Genomic DNA, 24,452 nt, shown 5'->3' on the forward strand with positions numbered 1-24,452 from the left:
TTAGGATAATTCCTAAGTAATGGCAAGCGGCGGGCAAAATTTCGTCGCCGGTTGCAAAAGGCCGCAATGTTTGCGCAATTGAGGCCGCTGATGCCCGCGCCGCCGGGCGAATCAGGCAGCGAACACGGGTTGGAACAGTTTCATGACGACAAACGATGTGTGGACCTTTATTCGTGCTCTGGTCACCAATCCGTCCAGGGTCAGCGCGATCGCGCCGTCGGGCGCGGCATTGGCAAGGCTCATCACCAGCGAGATCGGCGCTGCATCAGGTCCCGTGCTCGAACTCGGGCCGGGCACCGGCGTCTTTACCGATGCCTTGCTGGCGCGCGGCGTGACCCCCGGCAACCTGACGCTGGTTGAATACGGCGCCGAGTTCGCGCGATTGCTGCAGAGGCGCTTCCCGGGCATGCGAGTCCTGCAGATGGATGCATGTCAGCTCGGCGGACGGGACTTGTTCAAGGCTGAGCCCGCGGGTGCTGTCGTCAGCGGCTTGCCATTCCTCAGCATGCCCGACAAGGTCGCTTCGATCCTCGGCGGAGCGTTCAGCATTCTGCGCGGCGATGGCGCGTTCTATCAGTTCACCTACGGCTTCCGCTGTCCGGTGCCTAAAGCCGTGCTGGAGGATCTGGACCTTGAAGCCGTGTGCATTGGCCGCGCCTTCTGCAATCTGCCACCGGCAGCGGTCTATCGGATCACCCGTCGCGGCGCGGAAATCAGGCAAACGCTTGGATGACCATCCCAGGGTGGCAACAGCATGAGAGACGCGGTTTGATCCGATAGCGCAGCGACTGCGACATCGGTCATCGCGAGCGGAAGGCGTACCGCGCACAGCCAATCCTTACTCGACCGATCACTTGAAATTGCCAATCGATCAAATTTATTGGCTTGTCAGCAGGCGGTGCGGCGATAATGTCCGGCGCATGAATCCAGCCGCTCCATCTCCCGTTCGCTTCGCTCTTGGGGGGCTCGTTGCCATGGCGGTCGGCATGGGCATCGGCCGGTTTATCTTCACGCCTATCTTGCCCGGCATGATGAGCGATCTTGGGCTCACGCCCGGCGATGCGGGAGTGATCGCGTCGGCCAACTATGGCGGCTATCTCCTCGGTGCAGTCATCGCAGGCTTCGGCTGGGCGTCCGGCATCGAGCGCCCGCTGGTCTATGCATCCGTGACCGCAAGCGCTGCGCTTTGCCTCGCCATGAGTGTCGCCGATGGCGTGATGCTCTTTTCCGTCATCCGCTTCCTCGCTGGCATCGCCAGTGCATTCATGCTGGTGTTTACCGCCACCATTGTCTTCAGCCACCTCGCTGCCGCGAACCGTCAGGACCTGCAGGCGGTGCATTTCGGCGGCGTTGGCACGGGGATAGCCGTTTCCTCCGTGCTTGTTGCCGCAAGTTCCGCCAGCGGTCATGGCTGGCGCGAAGACTGGGTTGGCGCGGCCATTCTTTCACTTGTCGGACTTGTCGCGGTTTTCGCGCTGATCCGCGAAGGCCCGGTGCGCGAGGGAGCGGCGAGGGCGGAACCGCCTGTCGCCTGGACGCCGGAATTCATCAAGATCAACATCGCCTATGGCCTTTTTGGCTTTGGCTACATCATCACGGCGACATTCATCATCGCTATCGTGCGCTCGAGCCATGGCGGCCCATTGCTGGAAGCATTGGTCTGGTTCGTGACGGGAGCAACGGGCGCAATATCCGTCTTTTTGTGGGCACCGCTCTTGCGGCGCGCCGGCCCGTTCGTGTCGCTGGCGCTCGGCTGCGCCGTCCAGGCCATAGGTGTCGCGGCAAGCGTCGTCCTGCCGTCGCCTGGAGGGCCTCTCATCGGCGGCCTTCTGCTCGGCGTCACCTTCATCGTCATCACGGCCTTCGGCTTTCAGGCCGGGCGTGTGCTGCTTCCCCATTCGCCCCGCCGCGTCATGGCGGTGATGACCGCCGCCTTCGGCGTCGGCCAGATCATCGGCCCCTTGATCGGGGGGTATGTCGCCAATATCACCGGCGACTTCACCCTTGCCACACTCGCAGCCGCGGCGGGTCTGGTGATCGCCGCTCTGTTTGCCTATTCGGCTGGCCGGCAAAAGCGTTGATGATTGGCGTGTGTTTTGGTTGTTCACATCGCATGACACGTGTGCTTGTTCGACAAGCTCACCAAAGCGAGCCGCCCTGTGGGCAAGGGCGGATAATCGATCCTCAACGGCTGTGCGGCAGCTGAATGCAAACAGCTATCATGCCGTTGGTTGAGACGGTCGCTCGAAAATGGCTTTTATAGCCATCACCGATCCGTCCTTCTTCCGAACAAGCATTTTCATGAACAAGCGGGAATCCACAATCTCGAAGAATGCCCTGAACGGCGAAGCCGCCAGATGACCAGCGTCCTTGCTCCAATGGCCGTTCGCAGATGCCGACCTGGACGACTCTGAAACATTTTGGGCAGTGGCCTTCCATCCATTGTTCGCATTCACGCTGAGCAATGTGCCCGCGAATTTGAATTCAACTGCGCATGTACGGCATGCGCCGGCGTTGGAAGCAATCTGGTGCCACGTCCCTTCGAATGACGTGCCGCCCGCGTGGGCGGGACCTGTTTGCAATGCGATATATGCGAAGGACATCAATAGATAGCGAACCATTCTTCAAACTCCGTTGAGCGTGGCCAGCTTAAAGCGGTCGTTTCCAAAAGGCCTTGCGAAAATGCCGAGCATTTTACCGATATGCAAAATTGCAAGGAATGGGCCACATTCAGCCCACGCCACAGGACGGCATTTCGCAACCTCAACCCAACCCACCCACCTCCCTCATGGTAAGCCTGTCGAACCACGCACATCGGCGATGCAGCGATCGCTTGGCCCCACGCGAGACCATTTCGGACCCTTGTCCATGGCAATCCGGCTTCTTCAACAACTCGATTCAGCTCAACCCAACCCAACCCAACCCAACCATCTCTATTCACCCCAGCTCAACCTCCCTCATGGTGAGCCTGTCGAACCACGCACAACAGCGATGCAATGATTGCTGGCGCCTCGCGAGACCGTCCCGTAGTCATGGCATCCTGACTCCAGCAATGAACTTAACTCATCTCAATCATCATCCCATCTAACCCCAGCTCAACCTCCCTCATGGTGAACCTGTCGAACCACGCACAACGGCGATGCAACAATTCCTTCCACGCGTGACCTATTTGCGGCTCCCCAATCATAGCATCCTGGCTCCTGCAATCACCCATCCCATCTAACCTCAGCTCGACCTCCCTCATGGTGAGCCTGTCGAACCACGCACATCGGCAATGCAACAATTACTGCCCCCACACCAGACCAGCGCCGTAACCCCCTTGGCCAAGTTGCCCCAACCCGCATTTCCCCTCTTGCATTGGCGAGACGACTGGTCTACTATATACCCATGAGCAAGATTGACACACGCGAGGTTCTGATTGCCGAGGGGCTGACGGCGCTTCTGTCCCATGGCTATGAGGGGGCGGGTATAGGACCCATCCTCAAGTCGGCGGGCGTGCCGAAGGGTTCGTTCTATCATTTCTTTGCAAGCAAGGAGGAGTTCGCCTCGGCGGTGCTCGCCTCCTATTGCAGCGACAATCAGAAAATCAGGACGAGACTTCTGCTTGCCGACAAAACAAAGTCGCCGCTTCGCCGTTTGCGCGACTATTTCGAATATTATGAAGCGGAATATGGGACTGGCGATCCAACCTGCGGTTGCCTGCTGGGCAACCTGTCCCAGTCCATCGCCGCCCATAGCGAGGTTCTCCAGCGGGAGTTGCATCGCTCGTTCACTGCCTGGCAGAATGATTTCACGGCGGTGCTGCGCGAGGCCCGCGACACCGGAGAATTGCCGGAGCATCTTGATCCGGACGAGACTGCCGCCTTCCTGATCGACGCCTATGAGGGCGCCTTGGTCAGAATGAAGGGGGAAGGAAGTATCAAGCCTCTTCAACGCTTCAAGACCACGATATTCGATGGTCTCCTGGCCCAAAGATAGGAGCTATTATCATGGCCCATTCAGAGACGACTGGTCTACTAGAGTTCGACCGCAATTATTGGGCCCGCCGCGGCCTCTCCTCCCGCGACAGAAGCCGGACAGTCCTGCTGCAAGGGGTTGCGGACTACATACGCAGCGTCTTCGCAACCAGGCTTTCGGCCCGCACAAAAGACGCCCCGCTGGCGAACTTGAGCGACCGCATGCTTGAGGATATCGGCATTTCGCGTGCGCAGGCGATTGAGCTGGATGGGCGCCGTAGTAAAGCCGGTGAATGATGCCGCGCGGCAGCAATGCCGCAGCGTCAACCCAAGTTCTCTTTAGACGCAGTCATCGCAGAAATTCTATCGCAATGGGCCCATGAGCACCCGGCATTGTAGACATCGCCGCTGGTGTTCATCCCGGTTATTCCGCAACGATCTCTGATCATTACAGCAATTTAATTACCGTGGCTTCTTCTTTGCCCTATTCATGCTGTTAGGTTCGTGCAAGTCGTAACACGAGCTATTGCATGACTTTCATTCGAGGAATCCACCGTGTTTGTCTCATTTTTCCCCAGGCCAAAGCTATTCTTCACCTCCGCCGTGCTTTGGGCGCTAGCGGCTGTTCTCTTCTGGTTCTTCGTAGGCGAAGGTCTAGGTGCCCATTTCGGTTTGCCACCCGCAGCCCCCGACGCCCCGCCCATCATCGGCATAACCAGCTTTTGGTCGCCGGCATTCATCTGGTTCTACATCTATTTTGCAATCGTCGTCGCAATCTTCGCTGCTTTCTGGGCGTGGTACTCGCCGCACAGATGGCAGCACTGGTCGGTCCTAGGATCGGCGTTCATCCTTTTCGTCACCTACTTCCAGGTTCAGGTCAGCGTTGCCGTCAACAATTGGTATGGGCCGTTTTATAATCTCATCCAGGCTGCAGTGTCCAAGTCGGCACCTGTAACCTACGAACAGTTCTATGAGGGTGTACGCCAGTTCCTCGGCGTTGCTCTTGTCGGCGTCACCGTCAGCGTGTTGCTGGCGTTTTTTGTCAGCCACTATATCTTCCGCTGGCGCACGGCCATGAACGAATTCTACATGTCGCACTGGAGCCAATTGCGGCACATCGAGGGAGCGTCACAGCGCGTTCAGGAAGATACGATGCGCTTTGCCGAAACGATGGAGGGCCTCGGCGTAAGGCTCATCGACTCGTTCATGACCCTCATTGCTTTCGTACCCGTCCTGATCGCCCTGTCTGCAAATATCACTGAGTTGCCCATTGTCGGGGAAGTACCGCACCCGCTTGTTTTCGCCGCGGTCTTCTGGTCGATATTCGGAACGGTGGTGCTTGCTGGTGTCGGCGTGAAATTGCCGGGCTTGCAGTTTCGCAACCAGCGTGTGGAAGCAGCATACCGCAAGGAACTCGTCTACGGCGAAGACCACGAAGACAGGGCTCAGCCACCTGTTGTGGCGGATCTTTTTGCCAATGTTCGTCGCAATTACTTCCGGCTCTATTTCCACTACATGTACTTCAACGTCGCTCGATATCTCTATCTGCAGACCGACAATATCTTCTCGCTGATCGTTCTGATCCCGTCGATCGTCGCAGGCAAGATCACTCTTGGCACCATGAACCAGATCAGCGGTGCGTTTTCACAAGTTACGTCTTCATTCCAGTATCTTGTGAATTCCTGGACGACGATCGTCGAACTTATCTCTATCTATAAGCGTCTACGCGCTTTTGAAGCGGTGATTTACGATGAGCCGCTGCCTGAGATCGACCAGCACTATCTGCGAACGCAGACCGAAGAGGCCTGACCTTTGATTGCGGCGGCGGTCAGATCCCGCCGCTCGCTGCCGGTTTCACGAGTTCCGCTCCCGCCACCGGCGTTAAGCCGCCGGTCTCCTTGAGATATTCGCTATAGGTCGTGCAGCGCACATCCGTTCTCACGCAAACCTCGCTGGTGAATCGCTCCAGCGCGCGCCAATAGGCGTCGCCGTTCATCAGCGTGAAATGCAGGCCGATCTGCAACGGAATGCGCTTGTCATCGTACTGGCGCTCGAAGGCGCCCCGGAAGGCGTGGTAGGCGCGGTTCTCGAATTCATCCGTGTGATCGGGGCGCTCCACCGCGCCCGAATGGCGTACGAAGAGATTATAGTCCATGGCGATCACCGGCTTGTTCTTCGGCCCCTCGTCTATCGTCGGCAATCCGAACTGGTAGAGCCCGCCGGCATGCAGCGGCAGGGCCGGGCCGCGCGATACGCCGCTGCCGTCGAACACATATCCCTTGTCCCTCAAGGCTGAAAGCAGCGCTGGACTTTCCGAAAGGTAAGGCGCGCGGAACCCGCGTATTTCCGTGTCGACGAATTTTCTCCAGCCTTCGGGTTCCGGCCCGTCGCCATACTTGCTCCAGGCATCGCCAAGCACCTGTTTGTATGTCGTCAATTCTTCTTCCCAGTCCGCCTTCGACCATACCTTGCCGTCGAAATGCCCACAGGCATGGCTTGCGATCTCGTTGCCCTCGTTGCGGGCACGCCAGATATTGTCGAGCCGCCGGGCAATATCCTCCTTCGAGGCGGCAAAGCCGATATTGGAGCGCCCGGCAGGTTCGTTCGGCGCTTTGTAGGATTTGCGGTCGTTGCGGTCGATCAGGAATACGCAGGAGAGGAAATAGGTGAACTTCGCATTGGAGCGCTGCGCCAGCGCGCGGCTGCGGTCCCACAAGTCATTGTTGCCCGAATTGTCGAATGAGATCAGCACATATTGCGGCCTGACGCCGATTGAACCGCGCAATTCCGCGCCGCCATTCGCCAGGGCGGACAGGGACAGGAACGCGGCGGACGCGGCGAGGACGGTGCAGATCGAACGCATGATGGGGAAGACGAAGGCTCCGGGGAGGGAGCATGTTGGCTAAAGGTCAAATGTGGCGATGATCGGACGCGGCGATGCACCGCAAGCAATATTGCTTCTAACCGGACCCGCATGGGTTTATCTTCCGGTCGTTACATTGGGGGAGGACGGCCATGCTCATATTCATCCTTGGGATCATTGTTTTTCTTGGTGTTCATTCGGTGCGTATCGCCGCGCCTGAATGGCGTCTCGCGAAGATCGAACAATGGGGCGACAATACGTGGAAGGGCCTCTACTCGGTCATCTCGCTCATCGGTTTCGTCCTTCTCGTGTGGGGCTATGGAATGGCACGGCCCGACGCGCCGGTGCTGTACGAGCCGCCGGTCTGGATGAAGCATATCACCGCGCTGCTCATGCTCTTTGCCTTTATTTTCCTCGGCATCTTCATCGCCAGGCCGGGACGCATGAAACCGGCGCTCAAGCACCCGATGCTGATCGCCATCAAGACATGGGCGCTGGCGCATCTCCTCGCCAATGGCGATCTCGCCTCCCTCATCCTGTTCCTGTCGGTTCTCGCCTGGGCAGTGGTCGATCGCATCGCCATCAAGCGGCAGGAGCGGGCAGGGCTTGCGGCGCCTTACATCGTTCCAGGTCCGGTCTCGAACGACGTTATCGCCATCGCCATCGGCCTCGTGCTCTACGTGCTCTTCGTGTGGAGATTGCATGAGCTTCTGATCGGCGTTCCGCCACTATGATGATCAGGGCTGCGTCGATATTTGCGTAATTTGCGTTTGCCACTTACATCCTGCGAAGTTTCCGACTAAAAGCGCCTATTCCATGCGCGGGGCAGCATTGCTTTCGCGCGTCTAGCAATTGACAAGGTGGCGCAAGGCCATCCAGAGGCACCATGACTGACGACGGCTTTTTCCGTGAGGTAAATGAAGAACTGCGCTCCGACAAGGCAAAGGCGATCTGGAGCCGCTATGGCTCGCTGCTGATCGGTGCGGTCGTGGCTCTCGTTGTCGGCACGGCGGTCTTTGCCTTTTACGAATACTGGACCGAAAAGCAGGCCTCGCAGTCCGGTGACCAGTTTCTCGCTGCCTTGAACCTTGTGCGCGACGGCAAGAACGACGAAGCGTTGAAGACGCTCGATCAATTGGAAAAGGATGGCTACGGCGCTTATCCGGTGCTGGCGCGCATGCGCGCTGCCGGCGTCATCGCCCAGAAGGGTGATCTTGCCGGTGCCGTCGCGGCGTTCGACAAGGTCTCCGCAGATACGTCCGTCCCGCAGTCCATTCGCGATCTTGCCAAGCTGCGCGCCGCCCTCATCCTCGTCGACACCGGCTCCTATGATGACGTGGCGTCCCGCGCCGAGGCGCTCGCGGTAGACAGCAATCCGATGCGCCATTCCGCTCGCGAAGTGCTGGGCCTCGCCGCCTGGAAGGCCGGGCGCGGTGCAGATGCGACCAAGCTGTTCCAGCAGATTTCGGACGATCAGGCTGCACCGGCCAATGTGCGCCAGTTTGCCGAAACGATGCTCGATCTGTTGAAGAGCACCGGCGCCACACCTGCCGCTGCGGCGGGCTAAGATAGGAATTTGAGAGCCGATGAGCTTTAGTGTCGCAATAATCGGCCGTCCGAATGTCGGTAAATCGACCCTGTTCAACCGGCTCGTCGGCCGCAAGATTGCGCTCGTCGACGATCTTCCCGGTGTCACGCGCGACCGCCGCGTCCATGGCGCCAAGCTTTATGACCTGAAGTTCGATGTCATCGATACGGCGGGGCTCGAAGAAGTGGACAGCGAATCGCTCGAAGGCCGCATGCGCGCCCAGACCGAGCTTGCCATTGGCGAAGCCGATCTCATCCTCTTCCTTGTCGATGCCAAGGCAGGTATCACGCCGACCGACGTCACCTTTGCCGATCTCGTGCGCCGCTCGGGCAAAAAGGTGATCCTCGTCGCCAACAAGGCCGAAGCGCGCGGTGCAGAATCCGGCATGTATGATTCCTATGCGCTCGGTCTCGGCGAGCCTACGCCGATTTCGGCGGAGCACGGCCAGGGCTTTCCAGACCTGCGCGATGCAATCGTCGAGATCATGGGCGAAGAGCGCGTCTTCCCCGATGAGCACAGGAAGGACGAAGCAGACGACAGCGTCGCCGTCAACATACCTGCCGTTCCCCGCGCCCTCGATGAACTGATCGGCGACGATATCGACGATCCTGACGCTGAGGATATCCCGGCCTATGATGCGTCCAAGCCGCTGCGCATTGCGATTGTCGGCCGTCCCAATGCCGGCAAGTCCACCCTTGTCAATACGATGCTCGGCGAAGACCGGCTGCTGACGGGGCCGGAAGCCGGTATCACCCGCGACTCCATCTCTGTCGATTGGGAATGGAACGGCCGCAAGATCAAGCTTTTCGATACTGCCGGTTTGCGGCGCAAGTCGCGCGTTCAGGGCAAGTTGGAAAAGCTGTCGGTGGGCGATGCGCTGCGTGCCATTCGCTTTGCCGAAGTCGTCATTATTGTGCTTGACGCGACCATACCCTTCGAGAAGCAGGACCTGCAGATCGCCGATCTCATCATTCGCGAAGGCCGCGCTCCGGTCATAGCGTTCAACAAGTGGGATCTCGTCGAAAACCGCCAGATGGTCCTCGCCGATCTGCGCGAGAAGACCGAACGTCTGTTGCCGCAGATCCGGGGCATCCGTGCCGTACCGATTTCAGGCGAGCGCAACCAGGGCATCGACAAGCTCATGGCCGCTGTTGCCTCGACGGACGAGATTTGGAACCGCCGCATTTCCACCGGCCGCCTTAACCGCTGGCTGGAAGGCGTTCTGGCGCATCATCCGCCTCCCGCCGTCGCTGGCCGCCGTCTCAAGATCAAGTATATAACGCAGGTCAAGACCAGACCCCCGGGCTTCGTCATTTCCTGCTCGCGTCCGGACGCGTTTCCAACATCCTATGTGCGCTATCTGTCCAACGGGATACGGGAAACGTTCGATATCCAGGGCGTGCCCATCCGCCTTGTGCTCCGCACCTCGGACAATCCTTTTGCCGGACGGGCGAAGAAGAAGCGTTAGGGCGGCGCCCCTATCTCCCCCTTTGGGGCCGAAGGCGGGCGAGATCCGTGGCTCGCCCAGGTAGCGATTTCGGCATCTTGGCACTTGCTCAGTGCTAGAAATCGCCAGAGAGGGGATTTGCCCCCCGGAATTATCCCCTCACTTGGATTTTCCAAGGATCTAGGAAGAGGCTAAATCCAAGAAAATCCTTTCTCGCCCACAAGGGGAGAGATAATTGGCATGGACCATTGAGCCCCAGGTTGAACTGTCGCTTCGATCGAATTCTCCCCACTTCGTTAACCCTCCATCAAGGTTAATGCTTCATTTTTACAACCAGAATTATTCGGTTGCGAGTGGGGTATGGGCGTGCGTTTGTCTGGGTTGTTGCGGGCGGGTTCCCGGCTGAAAGCTCTAACGGAAATTCAAGCCCGCGGTTGGGCTCGGAAGAAGCATACGGACCGCAAGATCATCGGGCCACTGGTCATCGGAGCCGCAATTTACCTTCTGTCGCCGACCGTCACCGCTTATCAGGACATGGCGAGTATGTTGTCCGGGGCAGAATCCGGTAAGGGCCGGTGGACGGCCTATCTCGAAAAGTCTCCCGCCGGATCGATCCAGAAGGCCAATATGTCCTTCGTTGATGAAAAGGCGATCACGTCCAGCATTCCCGCGAGTGGTATCAATGCTCCCGGTATTGGCCCGATCGTCATCAATGGCTCGCACAAGGCACCGGGCGCCACGCCGGACGAAGATCGCATCAATCGTGCTGAAAAGCAGGGACGCATTGTCTCGATCAGCAAGAAAGCTCCGCCCAAGGCCTTCAGCGCCGGTTCGATTCTGCAGCGGCAGAGCATGCTGATGCGTCCCACTCACGGCGTGGAGGTCGAGATGGCCTTCGCCAAGCCGAAGATCGCGGGCAAGGAAATCGAGATTGCACTCGCGTTTCACAATCGCGCCCCGGAGAAGCTGGAGCAGGATCTCCCGCCGATGCTGGCGAGCCTCGTCACCAACAACCAGCCGGACATACTCGCCCTCGGTTATGCGCCGGCGGCTCCGGATTATTCCAAGACATCTCCCTTTGATACGATCCTGAACGAACCGAAAACCACGGGCCGCTTCATTCCGCAACTCGGCGCGGGCGATCATGACTGGCTGGCGACGCCCTTGCCTGCCGTCGTGTTCAGCAAGGAAGAACAGAAGTGCCTGGCAACCGCCATCTATTTTGAAGCGAGAAGCGAGAGTGTCAAAGGTCAGGCGGCCGTCGCGCAGGTCATTCTCAATCGCGTGCGCAATCCCGCCTATCCGAAAACCATCTGCAAGGTCGTTTATCAGAACGATGACTGGATCAACCGGTGCCAGTTTTCCTTTGCCTGCGAAGGGCGAAAGCTGAACGTAACCGAACCCAAACAATGGAAAGTGGCGCAGGAAGTTGCCATGGCCGTCACCTCAGGACGAATATTCCTGCCCGAGATCGGTTCAGCCACGCACTATCACGCAGTCTACGTGCGGGCGATGTGGGCTCATACGATGAAGCGTATCGACAAGATCGGCCAGCACATATTCTACCGCACTTACGGTGGCGGCTGGATTTGATTTTCGGACGCTTGGAAACAACGGCAAAGCTGCTATATTGCTTCTGGAGTGGGGAACGAGCTTTCGCGCGTCCCCCGTTCCTGATTATCTGAATTGAACCCGGGACACGACTTGCCAGCCTGTCCGGGTTCTTTTCATTATCAGGGTGACGCTCAGCGGTTTATACCACATCACTCACCTCCAGATTTGAGGGCAGGGCCTGCCCAAAGGTCGAAGTGGCCATCCCTTCGATGCACCGGCTGGCTCGGTGCTTTCTGCTCTAACCCCCAAACTCCTTCATGCCGTCCGTTTTCATTTACGGTTGGTTCGGTGCGACCTGCAAGAAACGCAGGGTTGAACCAGACTGCGCGACATCGGAAAGTGTCGTGGCCGGGCGGCGTTCAAATGCTCCATATCGGCATGATCGGCAGGGATTCGGGTGCAAAACTTCGATCAAGAGGTGAGACATATAGTCATATTTGGCTAATATATTGAATTTTCCCGGTTAAATTACCCTCCAGACTCTCGGGTCTGCGCCTTGACTAGCGCGGATCGTAACAATATGTTGCGCGCGACTTCGAAGCGGGGGTGAAGCCTCGCATCAGCGTGTAAAGGACATGCCATTGGCCACGGGTAAGGATCCCGATAAGTCAGGTTCTGTCGGTAGCACGCCGGATGCCGGGAAGATGCTGACTTCGGAGGAACTGGAGAGCCGTCGCCGCTCGCTGGAAGCAAAACTTGTTTCCAGCCATGCAGCGCGAAAGTCCGGTTCAAACGACAAGGGGACGGAAACCGCCTCCGGTGTCGCGCAGGCCATGAAATTGTCGAGCGAGTTTATCGCCGGTGTTCTGGTTGGTGCGGGGTTGGGCTGGTTAGCTGACCGATTTTTGGGTACTTCACCTTGGGGGCTGATCATTCTGCTCCTCCTGGGTTTTTGTGCTGGGACGCTGAATATCCTGCGCTCCGCAGGACGGGTGGCGGAGAACCGTGGTTTGCAGTCCATAAAGGACTCAGAGCGCGACAAACCGGAATAGATCTTGCGGGCGATGCCTGCGGGAATGATGCAAGAGAGACGAGGTTAGCGTGTCCAACGATCCGATTCATCAATTCCATATCGCCAAGTGGATTCCCATCAACGTGGGCGGAATTGATCTATCCTTTACCAACTCGTCGGCTTTCATGGTTGCGACGATCGGTGTCGCTTCCGCCTTCCTCTATATGACCTCGTCCAATCGTGGCCTCATTCCAACCCGTCTACAGTCCATTTCTGAAATGGCCTATGAATTCGTCGCTTCGACATTGCGCGAATCGGCAGGCAACGCCGGAATGAAGTTTTTCCCGTTCGTGTTTTCGCTGTTCATGTTCGTGCTCGTTGCCAACATGCTCGGCATGTTTCCCTACTTCTTCACGGTCACCAGCCAGATCATCGTCACCTTTGCGCTCGCCGTCCTCGTTATCGGGACCGTGCTTGCCTATGGTTTTGCAAAGCATGGCTTCAAGTTCCTTGGCGTGTTCATCCCGTCAGGCGTGCCCGCGCCGCTGCTGCTTCTGGTGGTGCCCATCGAGATCATCTCGTTTCTCTCCCGTCCAATCAGCCTTTCGGTTCGTCTCTTCGCCAATATGCTTGCTGGTCACATCACGCTCAAGGTGTTTGCCGGCTTCGTTGCCTCGCTCAGCGCGTTCGGCGCGCTCGGCATAGGCGGCGCGATTCTGCCGCTTGCGATGACCGTGGCGTTGACCGGTCTCGAATTCCTGGTGGCTTTCCTTCAGGCCTACGTCTTCACAGTGCTTACCTGCATGTATTTGAACGACGCAGTTCATCCTGGCGGCCACTGACTTCAGAATTGGTTCTTGCCCGACTCCGATAGCCTGGCATGGACCAAAGACTTCACCGGCGGTTTCCGCCAAATGCAATCTATCAATGATGAATCGATCTAAAAGGAGTTTAATATGGATCCGGTAGCAGCAAAGTACATCGGTGCAGGTCTTGCCTGTTTTGGTATGGCCGGAACGGCCCTCGGCCTCGGCAACATTTTCGGCAGCTATCTCTCCGGTGCGTTGCGCAACCCATCAGCAGCCGATGGCCAGTTCGGCCGTCTGGTATTCGGCTTTGCCGTTACCGAAGCTCTGGGCATCTTCTCGCTGCTCATCGCTCTTCTGCTTCTCTTCGCTGTTTGATCACGACGGCTTGATACTGGCTGCGCCTGGCGCGGCCAGTTTCTTATTTGCAGCAGGCTACACTGCTGATTCTGGGAAACGCCCGATTTCAAGGGGATTACATAATGTTTGTGTCTTCGGCCTACGCCGCATCCACAACGGAAACCATCGCTCAGACCGACACGCATGGGGCAGCCGAAACGGCCGTTCCGGGCGCGACGCCTGATGCTCATGCTACCGATACGCATACTGAAACCGGTGTGCCGCATCAGCAAGGCGTTTTCCCGCCATTCGATTCCAGCCATTTTGCATCGCAGATTCTGTGGCTGGCACTGACATTTGCTGTCTTCTATCTGTTCCTGTCGCGCGTGATTCTGCCTCGAATTGGCGGCATCATCGAGACGCGGCGTGATCGCATCGCCACCGATCTTGATCAGGCTGCTCGCATGAAGCAGGAATCGGACGAGGCATTTGCTGCCTACGAGCAGGAATTGGCCGACGCCAAGAAGAAGGCGGGCGGCATTGCCCAGACAGCCCGCGATGAAGCCAAGGCGAAAGCCGACGCTGAACAGGCAGAAGTCTCTGCGGCTCTCGAAAAGAAACTGAGCGACGCCGAGGCCAGCATTGCCGCCATCAAGGACAAGGCGATGAACGAAGTCGGAACGATCGCCGAAGATACCGCTTCCGAGATCATCAGAAAGATCCTTGGCGGAAGCATCGACAAGGCGAGCATTTCCGCTGCGGTCAAAGCTGTCCGGGGCTGAGGAGAATCACAATGGAACTCGACGCAACATTCTATGCCCTCGTAGGCCTCGTCATCTTCCTCGCGCTGCTGGTCTACCTCAAGGTTCCCGCTGTCGTCAGCAAGTCTCTCGATGGCCGCGCCGAAAAGATCCGGGATGAACTGGAAGAAGCTCGCCGCCTTCGCGAGGAAGCACAATCCCTGCTCGCCGAATTCCAGCGCAAGCGCAAGGAAGCCGAAAAGGAAGCGGGCGAGATCGTCGCCGCTGCCGAACGCGAAGCGCAGGGCCTTCTTCAGGAAGCCAAACAGAAAACCGAAGAATACGTTGCCCGCCGCAACAAGCTCGCCGAGCAGAAGATCGCCCAGGCCGAGACCGAGGCAGTCAACGAAGTTCGGGCTTCGGCCGTCGATATCGCAGTCGCCGCGGCTAGCCGTATTCTGGCCGACAAGGTGGATGCCAAGACGTCCGCCGACTTCTTCAAGTCATCACTGACTGAAGTAAAATCCCGCCTTAACTGAGAACGGGAAAATTGAACTTGGACCAGGCCGCCGAAAGGCGGCTTTTCTTTTGCTATGGCTTGATCTCGCACAGGTTCTGACGCGGAAAACGCCTTCTTAGAATCAGAATCGAAGGTTTTGGCAGCAAAAGGCCAGGTTTTGGCTCTAAAAAATCAACCGGCGCGGGAAGTTTGCGTGTATCAGGTTGAATATCAGACCTGACGCTCTTTCAGAGGCGAGAAGCTGAACCGGTGTAGTCCGACGACTGGTCCGTGCGTCTCCATGGCATTGCGATGGAACTCCGTTGCATAACCGACGTGCGTTTCCAAACCGTAAAGAGGGAAATACTTGCCGGTCTGCGCCATCATTCGATCGCGTGTCACCTTGGCGAGAATCGACGCCGCAGCGATCGAAACTGAACGTTGATCGCCCTTGATCAGGGCCGTCGCCGGACAGGGCAGCCCCGGAGCCACGTCGCGGCCGTCTATGAGTGCATGACCAGGCTGGATCGCCAGCCCGCATACTGCCCGGCGCATAGCCTCAAGCGCAGCTTTCAATATGTCGGATGCATCGATCATCGGCGCAGACACACTCGCGACGGCGCAGGCAAGTGCCTTATCTACAATGATATCAAAGAGTTCTGCTCGCCGTTGCGGTGTCAGCCGTTTCGAATCGTCGAGCCCGTCGGGGACTTTTCTCGGGTTCAGAATGACAGCGGCGGCGACAACAGGACCTGCCAGCGGACCCCGTCCGGCTTCGTCGATTCCCGCCACAAATTCGATTCCGCTGCGGATAAGCTTCCGCTCACTGGCAAAATCCGGTTTGCCAGGTTCATGAGGAATAAGCAGAGAATCAGAACGCAATCGAGCCATGTTGCGACGAGCCTCGCATTCGTTCTGATTCTCTGCAAGTCCTTGGGCAGGGATGGGGTCTGCTACCCAAGGTCACGTCAGGCTAGGGGGGCAATGCCTGACGGAGGTAAGTTACTGTTATTGTTGCTGCTTCCTCGTATGTTTTCTTCGGTCATGCACCTTGCCTAGAACAGCGACAATTGTTCGGTCCCAGGCGTTGCGGCAAAAAGATCAGTCCGCAGCCGCCGCTTGTTCACATTGATGCCGAGCCGCTTGGCCGCTATTTCAAACCGTCTGCCGATCTGCCAGGCGTAGGGACCTTCACCGCGCATGCGCTTGCCCCATTCCGCGTCGTAGTCCTTCCCGCCACGCATCGAGCGAACGAGCGAGAGCACATGACGATAACGGTCCGGATAGTTGCGCAGCAACCAGTCCTTGAATATCGGGCTGACCTCCAGCGGCAGGCGCAAAAGCACATAGCCCGCCTCCAGCGCGCCCATGGCATGAGCGCTGTCGAGAATTCGTTCGATCTCGTGGTCGTTGAGACCCGGGATGACCGGTGCGACCATCACGCTGACCGGGATCCCAGCGTCCGACAAACTGCGCAGTGCTTGCAAACGCCGCGTCGGTGTAGAAGCGCGGGGCTCCATAGTGCGCGCAAGTTTCCCGTCCAGTGTGGTGATGGACAGTGCTACCTTGGCGAGACCTTTCTCCGCCATGCGGGCCAATATATCCTGGTCGCGCATGACAAGTGCAGATTTCGTAACAATTCCAACGGGATGCTGATGTGCCTCCAGTACCTGAAGGATATCCCGCATGATTCGCCATTTTTTCTCCACGGGCTGGTAGGGATCGGTGTTGGTGCCAATGGCGATCGACTTCGCCGTATAGCCGGGCTTCGAGAGTTCCTTGTCCAGCATCTTCGCCGCGTCCGGCTTGGCAAAGAGTTTCGCTTCAAAATCGAGCCCCGCAGAAAGTCCCATGTAAGTATGGGTTGGACGCGCAAAACAATAGACACAGCCATGTTCGCAGCCGCGATAGGGATTGATTGAGCGGTCAAAGCTAATGTCGGGCGAGTCATTGCGGGTAATGATCGTGCGTGGCTTCTCGATCTGAACCTCGGTCTTGAACGGCGGTAAATCTTCGATGGTTTCCCAACCATCATCGTAGACATGGCGGGTTTCAGCTTCGAACCTGCCGGTTGGATTGATGCCTGCTCCTCGTCCGCGCCGGCGTTCCTGACCTACCCGCATCCCAGCTTCTTCGATCAGTGAATTGGCATGCTGTGCGCGGCCTTGCCCAAAGGCCGCCTTGTCCGCCTGCATCACGATGTTCATCCGTGTTCTCCTTGGCAAAGTGCGAGCGAGTCGCGATTGGCCGAAACATGAATGTATTCCTAGCAAACTTATGGAACAAAGCAAGAACAATCTGCGCCGAAAGGAGTGATGGAATTTGTTCTGATTATGGGATATTGGCTCCTCATGATTTCCGTCCTGATTGAAACCCATAATTCGGATGAGGCTTTGGCGAGGACGCTTGGCGGCCTGGTCGGAGGCGCTGTCGAGGGTGTTTTGAGCGATGTGATCATCATCGATCACGGCTCCGTCGATCAGACCCACCGTGTGGCCGATGCTGCTGGCTGTATCTTCCTCCAGGATCAGACGCTTATCGATGGCTTCAGGCGCGCGAGAAGCGAGTGGTTCCTGTTTCTCGAGCCGGGGGCGAGGCTTCTGGACGGGTGGATCGAGCCGGTGGCCGTTCACGCCGAGCGGATGCAAGGGCCAGCCTGTTTCACCCGCTCCCATACCCATCGCAGGCCTTTTCTCAGCCGCGTGTTCTCTCCGGGCAGTCCCCTCGCTGACGGGTTGCTCATCTCAAAGCGTCAGTCGATGGCTTTGTTCAGCCCAGGTAAAAAAACGTCCGATATTGCTCGCGGCCTTGCCATGAAGCGGCTTCGCGCGGAAATCATACCGGCCCCGCTGAAGAAAAGTTAGTCTTTGCCGCCGCGCGCCAAATGTTCGTCCAGTCGCGGCATGATCTCAACGAAATTACATGGCATATGGCGGTAGTCCAGCTGGTATTGCAGGATATTGTCCCAGGCGTCCTTGCAGGCGCCTGGTGAGCCCGGCAACACGAAGACGAAGGTAGCGTTGACGACGCCGCCCGTTGCCCGTGACTGGATGGTGGACGTGCCGATCTTGTCGTATGACACACGGTGAAAAACTTCGGAAAAGCCGTCCATGCGTTTTTCGAAGATGGGCTCCAATGCTTCCGGCGTCACATCGCGGCCCGTAAAGCCGGTGCCGCCGGTGGTAATGATTACATCGATTGCCGGGTCTTTAGACCAGGAGACAACTCGGTTGCGAATTTTATCGCGGTCGTCAGTGACAATGGCCCGGTCGGCCAGTGTATGACCTGCGGCGAGAAGCCGTTCAGCCAAGGTGCTCCCCGACTTGTCGTCTTCCAATGTGCGCGTATCGGAAATGGTCAATACCGCGATATTTACAGGCAGGAAAGGGCGTGTCTCATCGATCCGGGCCAAGGTCAACCTCCTTCCGCAGCGCAATATGTGGCGGCGACGAACCAGTCCGGGTGGCGCTGCCGGAGTGCCGCAGCCGCACGCTTCGCATCTTCATCGCTGTGATAAATCGCAAAACATGTACCGCCCGATCCCGACATGCGGACAAGGCGTGCGCCGGTGCCTTGCAGCGCAACCAGCGTAATGCCGATGCTCGGGCAGAGCTTTTCGGCAGCGGAAAAAAGGTGGTTCTCAGTCGCTGCTAGATAGGCACAAACGTCATCGGCGCAGGGGCTTGACCTCAGCGGGGGCAGGGGCGGATTGTCCCTTCTGTCCAGGGCTGCAAACACCTGTGGTGTCGAAATAGAAATGCCGAAGTTGACGAGCACCATTGGAAGGTGGGGAAAGGCGGCGATCGGTTCGATCTCGTCTCCAATACCGCGCGCGATCAGCGGCTTGCCCTCAAGGCACATGGGCACGTCTGCGCCAAGGCGCAGGCCGATTTCGCTCAAACCATCCGGTTCGATGTTCCAATGTGCCGCCAGCGCTCGCAAGGCCGCAGCCGCATCACTCGATCCGCCGCCAATGCCGGAACTGATCGGAAGATGTTTCTCGAGGTGAATGGAAACAGGATCAGCCTTGTCGGGAAAGCGGGCACGAAGCGCGTTCCTGGCCCTGATCACAAGATTTGTCTCGTCTTCGGGCAGGTCGCCGCGAAATGGACCTGATATTTCGAACCTGTCGACCAGCGATCGTTTGACGCTTACCCGGTCGCCGAAATTGGCAAACACGACGAGGCTTTCAAGAAGATGATAGCCGTCATGTCTGCGCCCGGTCACGTGCAGCGCCAGATTGATCTTGGCGGGTGCAATCAGGCTGGTCGTACGCTCCACACTGTCCAGCATTGCAATCAGTCTTCGCGCAGGCGGTATTCGCCGGTCTCGGGATCCTGTACCAAAGTTCCCTGCGCACGGTTCTGCACTTCCTTCTCAGCCTCGCGCACGCGCTCCGAAACGCGTTGCGCTTCTTTCTTGAACGAGCGGTACCCGTAGAAGGCAGCAAAGCCGACAAGGGCAAAAAAGATTAGCTGTGGCATCGTCCCAACCTCGAAAACCAGATGTTCCGCCTATCAATAGCACGGCGCGAAGAGCTTGCCAAAACTGGCAATGCTCAGATCATAATCCGAACCGCGCCCAAAGTGCGCGTTCCTCGGCAGCGGTAACTACGCCGTCGGCCAGATTGGAGGCGAGCGACTCAACTCTGGTTTCTGTGGAAGGCAGCTTGCGTCCAAAGATGCCGCGCGGTTGCGTGATCAGTTTCAAACGGGTTTTAGGTCCGTACTGTGCCTTGAGATACGACCTGATATCGCCAAGGCCATCAACCAGTCCGAGCTCTAGACCCCGGGTTCCAGTCCAGAAAAGCCCAGTGAACAGATCTGGATTGTCGCTCAGCTTCTCGCCGCGCCTCTCCTTGACAAGATCGATGAACGTCTCGTGAATCTCGAGCTGAAGCGCCTTCAGATGCTCGATATCCTCCTTGTTCTCGGGGCGGAACGGGTCGAGCGTGGCCTTGTTCCTGCCGGCTGTATGCACTCGGCGCTCGACGCCGATTTTCTTGATGAGTTCAGTAAATCCGAAACTTGCCGTGACCACGCCGATAGAGCCGACGATCGACGACGGGTCGGCAATAATTTCATCACCCGCCACAGCGATCATGTAGCCGCCCGACGCCGCGACGTCCTCGACAAACATGTAAACCTTTTTGTTCTTCTCCGTCGCCAGATCGCGAATGCGCCTGTAGATCAGCCGCGATTGCACTGGCGAGCCGCCTGGGGAATTAATGGAGATTGCCACGGCAGGTGCGTCTTTTTCGTCGAAGGCTTTTTCAAGTACGGCTGCCGTCGATGACAGGCAAAGATTCTGCCGGAAGGGACCGCCGCCGGACATGATCGTACCGTGCAATCGAACAACCGGAATTTCCTGATAGTCGGGACGCCAGCGACGGGGCAATAATTTCCGGATGAATCGAGCCAAGCGTGTCTCCTCTCTTGAGAATAGTCGTCAGGACCATGTAGGCCGTGCGCAGGAAATCACAATGGTAACAAAGTCTAAATCAGCGACGTCAGCCCATTATTGATAGCAATAGCCCTGTCGGTAAATTCGTTTCCGGTCTCATGGTGCAGAACAAGTGCAGGATACAAGGACAGCCCCGCGCGGCTGCCCATGATACCTTTGACGACAATACGAATGGCGGCATCCTGTGGCCTTGGCTGAACCGGGACGATAATCAGGCCGCCAAAACGACCCTCAAGGGCGTCAAGCAGATCGGTGATCGATGTTGGGCGGGCTATAATCCCGATAAATCCGCCAGGCCTGACGATAGCAGCGGCTGTCCTTATCCATTGCTCCATCATGTCTTTCGTCATCACATGAGCCTCGGCCTTAACAGGGTCCGGGGTCGCGCGGTCAGTTGGCATATTGAATGGCGGGTTCATGATGGCAAAATCGAAGCTGTTGTCGACAAGGCCCGCCTCCCCACGCGCCTTGCCCGTCAAGGCAACATCTGCCTGGACGACTTGCGTACGATCCAAGAAAGCGTTGTTTTCGGGCAGTGCAAGTGAACTCCGCGCAAATTCGGCCATGAAATTGGAACGTTCAATCAAGACCGCGGTGGAGGCCGGGCAGCGTGAGAGGACCGCAAGGCCCGCAGCGCCAGCGCCGGCGCCAAGATCGGCAATACGACCGGCAAAATCATTCGGCACCACACTGGCAAGGATCATTGCATCGACGCCCGAGCGGTGACCCTTGGCTGCGGGTTGCAACAGATAAAATCTGCCGCGATGAAATGCGTCCTTGGTATGCGGAGCGTCTGTTACACTCATAGGTTAGTTGCGAAGCTCCTGCTCGATGCCGGCATCTATCAGCAATTGCCGGACTTCATTCTCGCGATTGCTATCGACCATGACACGGCGGCCGAGAATGCCCAGCGAGCCTTCAAGAACGCTCATATTGGAGTCTGCAATAAAGTGATTGATATTGGCTTCTTTCAACAGCGATTCGACAAAAGAGATTAGAACCGGGTCATTGGTGCGCAGGATTTCGATCATTTTGACTACCATTTTGGGGTGACGCACTGCGCCACGGCCTATTTGTAGGGCTGGGTTGGCTTATCACGAATTTACAGCGATCACGTAAAATTTGCGCGCCAATTCGCCGCTTGCGGGATAAAGCCTGTCAAAATAAGGTGTCGCCGCATCATGGCCGAACCGCAGGAGTTTCGTTTTGGGCGTCGTTGTCAGTCTTGACGATAAGAAAAACAATAACGGATCGGTTCAGCCGCTGATCGATCTGACTACCGCCGATATGAGCCGTGTCAACGAACTGATCCTGTCCAAAGCCGGATCAGACGTCGAGATGATTCCGGAGGTTGCAAACCATCTGATCTCTTCGGGCGGCAAGCGCCTGCGTCCGATGATCACCCTCGCGGCAGCACGCATGTTCGGCTACAGGGGCGACGGTCATGTCAAGCTGGCGACCAGCGTGGAATTCATGCACACCGCTACGTTGCTGCACGACGATGTGGTTGACGAAAGCGATCTGCGCCGCGGAAAACGCACAGCCCGCATGATCTGGGGCAATCAGGCCAGCGTTCTTGTCGGCGACTTTTTACTTGGCCAGGCATTCAAGATGATGGTGGATGTCGGCTCGCTGGAGGCGCTCGATGTGCTCGCGACGTCCGCGTCCGTCATTGCGGAAGGCGAGGTCATGCAGCTTGCGGCCGCAAAAAATCTCGAAACCACCGAAGACGAATATCTCGCAGTAATCAAGGCCAAGACCGCAGCGCTTTTCTCAGCCGCAGCTGAAGTCGGACCGATCATAGCTTCCGCGTCGCGTACGGACCGACAGGCGCTTCGTTCCTATGGCCTCAATCTGGGACTTGCCTTCCAACTCGTGGACGATGCACTTGACTATGGCGGCAATGCCCGGGACCTTGGAAAGAATACCGGCGACGATTTCCGTGAGGGCAAAATCACCCTGCCGGTTGTGCTCACCTACCGGCGCGGAACACCCGATGAGCGCCTCTTCTGGAAGGAGGCACTGGAAAATGGCGCCAATGACGACAAGGGTCTGGAAAAAGCCAAAGGATTGATGACTCGTTACGGTGCATTAAGTGATACTATCCAGCGGGCCCGGCATTTTGGCGGCATTGCCCGGGATGCGCTCGCTCCACTCGATCAGTCGCCGCAGAAGGATGCGCTGCTTGAAGTCATCGATTTCTGCATCAGCCGGGTCAATTGACGGAACTCCCGAGGGAGAGAGCCATAATCCGGGAACTTTGGATCGATCTTGAGCGAAAACCGTAAAAAGGCCATGGTTTTCTTGAGGATTCGTACAATCATCTCGATTTGAGAATAAAGAGGTTTTGTTATGCAGCGTAGTAAATTGCTTGGCTCGGTTATGGGCGCAACGCTCGCTGCGTTTGTCGCCGGGGCCGTGCCGGCGCATGCGGCAACCAACAGCACGCCGACCTTGAATGCCGGGACGCTATCCGGCGCGTTTCTCTCGGCGCGCACCGCCGAGCGCAGCAATGACTTCGATAGCGCCACCTCGTTCTACCGGCAGGCACTGGCCTATGATCCCAAGAATACCGAGCTGCGCCAGAGCCTGATGCTGGTTCTCCTGACCAACGGCCAGTTCAAGCAGGCGTTGCCGCTTGCCGAGCAGCTCAAGTCGGTGCCTGAGATCGAGCGGTTTTCACGGCTGGCGCTGGGTATCGACGCCCTCAACAGGAAGCAGTACCGTCAGGTCGACACGTTGATGATGCTGTCGCTGCAATCTGATCTCGACCGCATGATAACCGGCCTCATTGCCGCCTGGGCCAAGGCGGGCACCGGAAAGCCGAACGAAGCGCTTGCGATGATCGACAAGCTGCAGGGTCCTGAAGGATTCACGCTCTTCAAGACCTACAATTCTGCACTGATTGCCGACATGGCGGGTCAGAAAAACAAGGCCGAGAAATTCTACCAGAGCGCAATCGACGACAAGGCAAATGTTGCTGCTGCCCCAGACACGTACGAACGTCTCGTCGAAGCCTATGCATCGTTCAAGATGCGCTCGGGTGACAGGGACGGCGCCCAGGCGCTGGTCAAGCAAGCTTCGGAAGTGCTTTCTGGCCGCATGGTGCTGACCGAATTCGGCAAGCAACTTGCCGTTGCGAAAGCAATCAAGCCACTGATACAAACGCCGCAGCAGGGTGCTGCCGAAGTGCTCTATACGGTAGCGACGGCCATCAATCGCAATGGTGGTGAAGCGTTCTCGAAACTCTATCTGCAAATGTCATTGCCGCTCAGACCCGACCACGACGCTACGCTGTACCAGCTCGGCGACATCAGCGCCAAGCTTGAACAGCAGGAAAAAGCTATCGATTATTTCGGCAAGATTTCAGCTGATTCTGCCTATAGCCGCGACGCGCAAATGCAGCTCGCCATCAATCTGGCGATCATGAAGCGCAATGATAAGGCGATTGAGCACCTCGACGGCCTGCTCAAGAGCGAGCCAGGCGATATGCGCACCTATCTTGCGAAAGGAAGCATATATTCGCAGGCCAAGAACTATAAGATGGCAGCGGAAACCTACGATCAGGCTGTCAGCATGTTGAAGGAGCCTAACCGCAACGACTGGACGATTTTTTATCAGCGCGGGATCGCTTATGAGCGTCTGAAGCAGTGGGACAAGGCCGAGCCGAATTTCCTCAAGGCGCTTGAACTCTATCCTGACCAGCCGCAGGTGCTGAATTATCTCGGCTATTCCTGGATCGACATGAATATCAAGCTCGAGCAGGGCCTTGGACTTATCAAGAAGGCGGTGGAAGCCCGTCCCCAGGATGGCTATATCGTTGATTCCCTTGGATGGGCATATTATCGGCTTGGCCGCTATGACGAGGCCGTTACACAGCTCGAGCAGGCAGTGAAATTGCGCGCCGAAGATGCGACGATCAACGATCACCTGGGAGACGCCTACTGGCGCGCGGGCCGCAAGCTGGAAGCAACGTTCCAGTGGGCGCATGCACGCGATTCCAAGCCCGAGCCGGAAGATTTGGTGAAGATCGAGGAAAAACTCAAGAACGGCCTTCCTGATGAGAAGGATCCCGGCGTCGCCAGAAATGGCAACGATGTCGTAAAACCGCCTGCCGAACCCGCACCGGCGCCTGCTCCCGACAAGAAGGGCTGAGCGGTTCGTTTCGCTTGACCGGCTGTTGTG

26 protein-coding genes are annotated in these 24,452 nt (G+C 57.5%); 17 read left to right on the plus strand and 9 right to left on the minus strand.

Annotated features, from left to right (window positions below; genetic code table 11):
* The first annotated feature begins 142 nt into the window (after positions 1-142).
* From CU100_RS06285 to sbmA, 5 genes are all read left to right on the plus strand, one after another.
* Complete coding sequence (locus CU100_RS06285; protein ID WP_106715614.1) at positions 143-733, plus strand: class I SAM-dependent methyltransferase; 591 nt, start codon at positions 143-145, stop codon at positions 731-733.
* 187 nt (positions 734-920) lie between these two features.
* Positions 921-2,081: a YbfB/YjiJ family MFS transporter gene (locus CU100_RS06290; protein ID WP_106715615.1), complete on the plus strand. Its 1,161-nt coding sequence runs from the start codon at positions 921-923 to the stop codon at positions 2,079-2,081.
* A gap of 1,306 nt (positions 2,082-3,387) precedes the next feature.
* Positions 3,388-3,978 (plus strand): TetR/AcrR family transcriptional regulator, encoded by a 591-nt coding sequence (locus CU100_RS06305; RefSeq protein WP_106715618.1) that lies wholly within the window; start codon positions 3,388-3,390, stop codon positions 3,976-3,978.
* An 11-nt stretch (positions 3,979-3,989) separates the two neighbouring features.
* Positions 3,990-4,253: a DUF1127 domain-containing protein gene (locus CU100_RS06310; protein WP_106715619.1), complete on the plus strand. Its 264-nt coding sequence runs from the start codon at positions 3,990-3,992 to the stop codon at positions 4,251-4,253.
* Positions 4,254-4,511: 258 nt separating this feature from the next.
* Positions 4,512-5,765 carry a peptide antibiotic transporter SbmA gene (sbmA, locus tag CU100_RS06315; RefSeq protein ID WP_106715620.1) on the plus strand — a complete coding sequence of 418 codons (1,254 nt, stop codon included), beginning with the start codon at positions 4,512-4,514 and terminating at the stop codon, positions 5,763-5,765.
* 19 nt (positions 5,766-5,784) lie between these two features.
* Here sbmA and CU100_RS06320 read toward each other — a convergent pair whose 3' ends face one another.
* Positions 5,785-6,819, minus strand: coding sequence for a polysaccharide deacetylase family protein (locus tag CU100_RS06320; protein ID WP_106715621.1), 1,035 nt, complete (start codon positions 6,817-6,819; stop codon positions 5,785-5,787).
* A 152-nt stretch (positions 6,820-6,971) separates the two neighbouring features.
* On the opposite strand from CU100_RS06320, the gene CU100_RS06325 reads away from it, so the two are divergent.
* The 9 genes from CU100_RS06325 (at position 6,972) to CU100_RS06365 (ending at position 14,844) form a co-directional block, all read left to right on the plus strand.
* A complete protein-coding gene (locus CU100_RS06325) occupies positions 6,972-7,553 on the plus strand; it encodes an NnrU family protein (RefSeq protein WP_106715622.1) in 582 nt (193 codons plus the stop codon).
* 152 nt (positions 7,554-7,705) lie between these two features.
* Positions 7,706-8,386, plus strand: a complete 681-nt coding sequence (locus tag CU100_RS06330; RefSeq protein WP_106715623.1) for a tetratricopeptide repeat protein — start codon at positions 7,706-7,708, stop codon at positions 8,384-8,386.
* A 19-nt stretch (positions 8,387-8,405) separates the two neighbouring features.
* Positions 8,406-9,875, plus strand: coding sequence for a ribosome biogenesis GTPase Der (gene der / locus CU100_RS06335; RefSeq protein WP_106715624.1), 1,470 nt, complete (start codon positions 8,406-8,408; stop codon positions 9,873-9,875).
* Positions 9,876-10,214: 339 nt separating this feature from the next.
* Positions 10,215-11,447: a cell wall hydrolase gene (locus CU100_RS06340; protein ID WP_106715625.1), complete on the plus strand. Its 1,233-nt coding sequence runs from the start codon at positions 10,215-10,217 to the stop codon at positions 11,445-11,447.
* Positions 11,448-12,049: 602 nt separating this feature from the next.
* Positions 12,050-12,460 carry an AtpZ/AtpI family protein gene (locus tag CU100_RS06345; RefSeq protein ID WP_183635560.1) on the plus strand — a complete coding sequence of 137 codons (411 nt, stop codon included), beginning with the start codon at positions 12,050-12,052 and terminating at the stop codon, positions 12,458-12,460.
* Between the two features lie 49 nt (positions 12,461-12,509).
* Positions 12,510-13,262 carry a F0F1 ATP synthase subunit A gene (locus CU100_RS06350; protein ID WP_106715627.1) on the plus strand — a complete coding sequence of 251 codons (753 nt, stop codon included), beginning with the start codon at positions 12,510-12,512 and terminating at the stop codon, positions 13,260-13,262.
* Between the two features lie 114 nt (positions 13,263-13,376).
* Positions 13,377-13,604, plus strand: a complete 228-nt coding sequence (locus CU100_RS06355; protein WP_008125314.1) for a F0F1 ATP synthase subunit C — start codon at positions 13,377-13,379, stop codon at positions 13,602-13,604.
* 104 nt (positions 13,605-13,708) lie between these two features.
* Positions 13,709-14,347 (plus strand): F0F1 ATP synthase subunit B, encoded by a 639-nt coding sequence (locus CU100_RS06360; protein WP_106715628.1) that lies wholly within the window; start codon positions 13,709-13,711, stop codon positions 14,345-14,347.
* Between the two features lie 11 nt (positions 14,348-14,358).
* Entirely contained in the window at positions 14,359-14,844 is a 486-nt protein-coding gene (locus CU100_RS06365) for a F0F1 ATP synthase subunit B (protein WP_106715629.1), read from the plus strand.
* Positions 14,845-15,035: 191 nt separating this feature from the next.
* On the opposite strand, the gene CU100_RS06370 is transcribed toward CU100_RS06365, so the two are convergent.
* Together CU100_RS06370 and CU100_RS06375 are read right to left on the minus strand one after the other, a co-directional pair.
* Complete coding sequence (locus tag CU100_RS06370; protein ID WP_106715630.1) at positions 15,036-15,695, minus strand: ribonuclease HII; 660 nt, start codon at positions 15,693-15,695, stop codon at positions 15,036-15,038.
* Between the two features lie 164 nt (positions 15,696-15,859).
* The gene (locus tag CU100_RS06375; protein WP_106715631.1) at positions 15,860-17,011 is read right to left on the minus strand and encodes a PA0069 family radical SAM protein; all 1,152 of its coding nucleotides are present in this window, start codon (positions 17,009-17,011) and stop codon (positions 15,860-15,862) included.
* 108 nt (positions 17,012-17,119) lie between these two features.
* On the opposite strand from CU100_RS06375, the gene CU100_RS06380 reads away from it, so the two are divergent.
* Entirely contained in the window at positions 17,120-17,668 is a 549-nt protein-coding gene (locus CU100_RS06380) for a glycosyltransferase family protein (protein WP_106715632.1), read from the plus strand.
* Here the strand turns inward: CU100_RS06380 and moaB are convergent.
* From moaB to CU100_RS06410, 6 genes are all read right to left on the minus strand, one after another.
* Positions 17,665-18,216 carry a molybdenum cofactor biosynthesis protein B gene (moaB, locus tag CU100_RS06385; protein ID WP_106715633.1) on the minus strand — a complete coding sequence of 184 codons (552 nt, stop codon included), beginning with the start codon at positions 18,214-18,216 and terminating at the stop codon, positions 17,665-17,667. The genes CU100_RS06380 and moaB overlap by 4 nt on opposite strands.
* 2 nt (positions 18,217-18,218) lie before the next feature.
* The gene (locus tag CU100_RS06390; RefSeq protein ID WP_106715634.1) at positions 18,219-19,097 is read right to left on the minus strand and encodes a 4-(cytidine 5'-diphospho)-2-C-methyl-D-erythritol kinase; all 879 of its coding nucleotides are present in this window, start codon (positions 19,095-19,097) and stop codon (positions 18,219-18,221) included.
* A gap of 5 nt (positions 19,098-19,102) precedes the next feature.
* Complete coding sequence (locus tag CU100_RS06395) at positions 19,103-19,288, minus strand: hypothetical protein (protein ID WP_106715635.1); 186 nt, start codon at positions 19,286-19,288, stop codon at positions 19,103-19,105.
* A 79-nt stretch (positions 19,289-19,367) separates the two neighbouring features.
* Entirely contained in the window at positions 19,368-20,225 is an 858-nt protein-coding gene (locus tag CU100_RS06400; RefSeq protein WP_106715636.1) for a S49 family peptidase, read from the minus strand.
* Between the two features lie 74 nt (positions 20,226-20,299).
* Positions 20,300-21,073: a tRNA1(Val) (adenine(37)-N6)-methyltransferase gene (locus CU100_RS06405; RefSeq protein ID WP_106715637.1), complete on the minus strand. Its 774-nt coding sequence runs from the start codon at positions 21,071-21,073 to the stop codon at positions 20,300-20,302.
* Between the two features lie 3 nt (positions 21,074-21,076).
* The gene (locus CU100_RS06410) at positions 21,077-21,298 is read right to left on the minus strand and encodes a putative signal transducing protein (RefSeq protein WP_106715638.1); all 222 of its coding nucleotides are present in this window, start codon (positions 21,296-21,298) and stop codon (positions 21,077-21,079) included.
* 175 nt (positions 21,299-21,473) lie between these two features.
* Here CU100_RS06410 and CU100_RS06415 point away from each other — a divergent pair, with 175 nt between their 5' ends.
* The gene (locus CU100_RS06415; protein ID WP_106715639.1) at positions 21,474-22,490 is read left to right on the plus strand and encodes a polyprenyl synthetase family protein; all 1,017 of its coding nucleotides are present in this window, start codon (positions 21,474-21,476) and stop codon (positions 22,488-22,490) included.
* Between the two features lie 129 nt (positions 22,491-22,619).
* Positions 22,620-24,422: a tetratricopeptide repeat protein gene (locus CU100_RS06420; RefSeq protein WP_106715640.1), complete on the plus strand. Its 1,803-nt coding sequence runs from the start codon at positions 22,620-22,622 to the stop codon at positions 24,420-24,422.
* The last annotated feature ends 30 nt before the right edge of the window (positions 24,423-24,452 follow it).

This window comes from Phyllobacterium endophyticum (assembly GCF_003010935.1).
Taxonomy (GTDB): domain Bacteria; phylum Pseudomonadota; class Alphaproteobacteria; order Rhizobiales; family Rhizobiaceae; genus Phyllobacterium; species Phyllobacterium endophyticum.

Bases quoted from the DNA above. Each gene is read 5' to 3' on its own strand.
- CU100_RS06285 (WP_106715614.1), top strand. From the start codon at position 143: ATGACGACAAACGATGTGTGGACCTTTATTCGTGCTCTGGTCACCAAT.
- CU100_RS06290 (WP_106715615.1), top strand. From the start codon at position 921: ATGAATCCAGCCGCTCCATCTCCCGTTCGCTTCGCTCTTGGGGGGCTC.
- CU100_RS06305 (WP_106715618.1), top strand. From the start codon at position 3,388: ATGAGCAAGATTGACACACGCGAGGTTCTGATTGCCGAGGGGCTGACG.
- CU100_RS06310 (WP_106715619.1), top strand. From the start codon at position 3,990: ATGGCCCATTCAGAGACGACTGGTCTACTAGAGTTCGACCGCAATTAT.
- CU100_RS06320 (WP_106715621.1), bottom strand. From the start codon at position 6,819: ATGCGTTCGATCTGCACCGTCCTCGCCGCGTCCGCCGCGTTCCTGTCC.
- CU100_RS06325 (WP_106715622.1), top strand. From the start codon at position 6,972: ATGCTCATATTCATCCTTGGGATCATTGTTTTTCTTGGTGTTCATTCG.
- CU100_RS06330 (WP_106715623.1), top strand. From the start codon at position 7,706: ATGACTGACGACGGCTTTTTCCGTGAGGTAAATGAAGAACTGCGCTCC.
- der (WP_106715624.1), top strand. From the start codon at position 8,406: ATGAGCTTTAGTGTCGCAATAATCGGCCGTCCGAATGTCGGTAAATCG.
- CU100_RS06340 (WP_106715625.1), top strand. From the start codon at position 10,215: ATGGGCGTGCGTTTGTCTGGGTTGTTGCGGGCGGGTTCCCGGCTGAAA.
- CU100_RS06355 (WP_008125314.1), top strand. From the start codon at position 13,377: ATGGATCCGGTAGCAGCAAAGTACATCGGTGCAGGTCTTGCCTGTTTT.
- CU100_RS06360 (WP_106715628.1), top strand. From the start codon at position 13,709: ATGTTTGTGTCTTCGGCCTACGCCGCATCCACAACGGAAACCATCGCT.
- CU100_RS06365 (WP_106715629.1), top strand. From the start codon at position 14,359: ATGGAACTCGACGCAACATTCTATGCCCTCGTAGGCCTCGTCATCTTC.
- CU100_RS06370 (WP_106715630.1), bottom strand. From the start codon at position 15,695: ATGGCTCGATTGCGTTCTGATTCTCTGCTTATTCCTCATGAACCTGGC.
- CU100_RS06375 (WP_106715631.1), bottom strand. From the start codon at position 17,011: ATGAACATCGTGATGCAGGCGGACAAGGCGGCCTTTGGGCAAGGCCGC.
- CU100_RS06380 (WP_106715632.1), top strand. From the start codon at position 17,120: ATGGAATTTGTTCTGATTATGGGATATTGGCTCCTCATGATTTCCGTC.
- CU100_RS06390 (WP_106715634.1), bottom strand. From the start codon at position 19,097: ATGCTGGACAGTGTGGAGCGTACGACCAGCCTGATTGCACCCGCCAAG.
- CU100_RS06395 (WP_106715635.1), bottom strand. From the start codon at position 19,288: ATGCCACAGCTAATCTTTTTTGCCCTTGTCGGCTTTGCTGCCTTCTAC.
- CU100_RS06405 (WP_106715637.1), bottom strand. From the start codon at position 21,073: ATGAGTGTAACAGACGCTCCGCATACCAAGGACGCATTTCATCGCGGC.
- CU100_RS06410 (WP_106715638.1), bottom strand. From the start codon at position 21,298: ATGATCGAAATCCTGCGCACCAATGACCCGGTTCTAATCTCTTTTGTC.
- CU100_RS06420 (WP_106715640.1), top strand. From the start codon at position 22,620: ATGCAGCGTAGTAAATTGCTTGGCTCGGTTATGGGCGCAACGCTCGCT.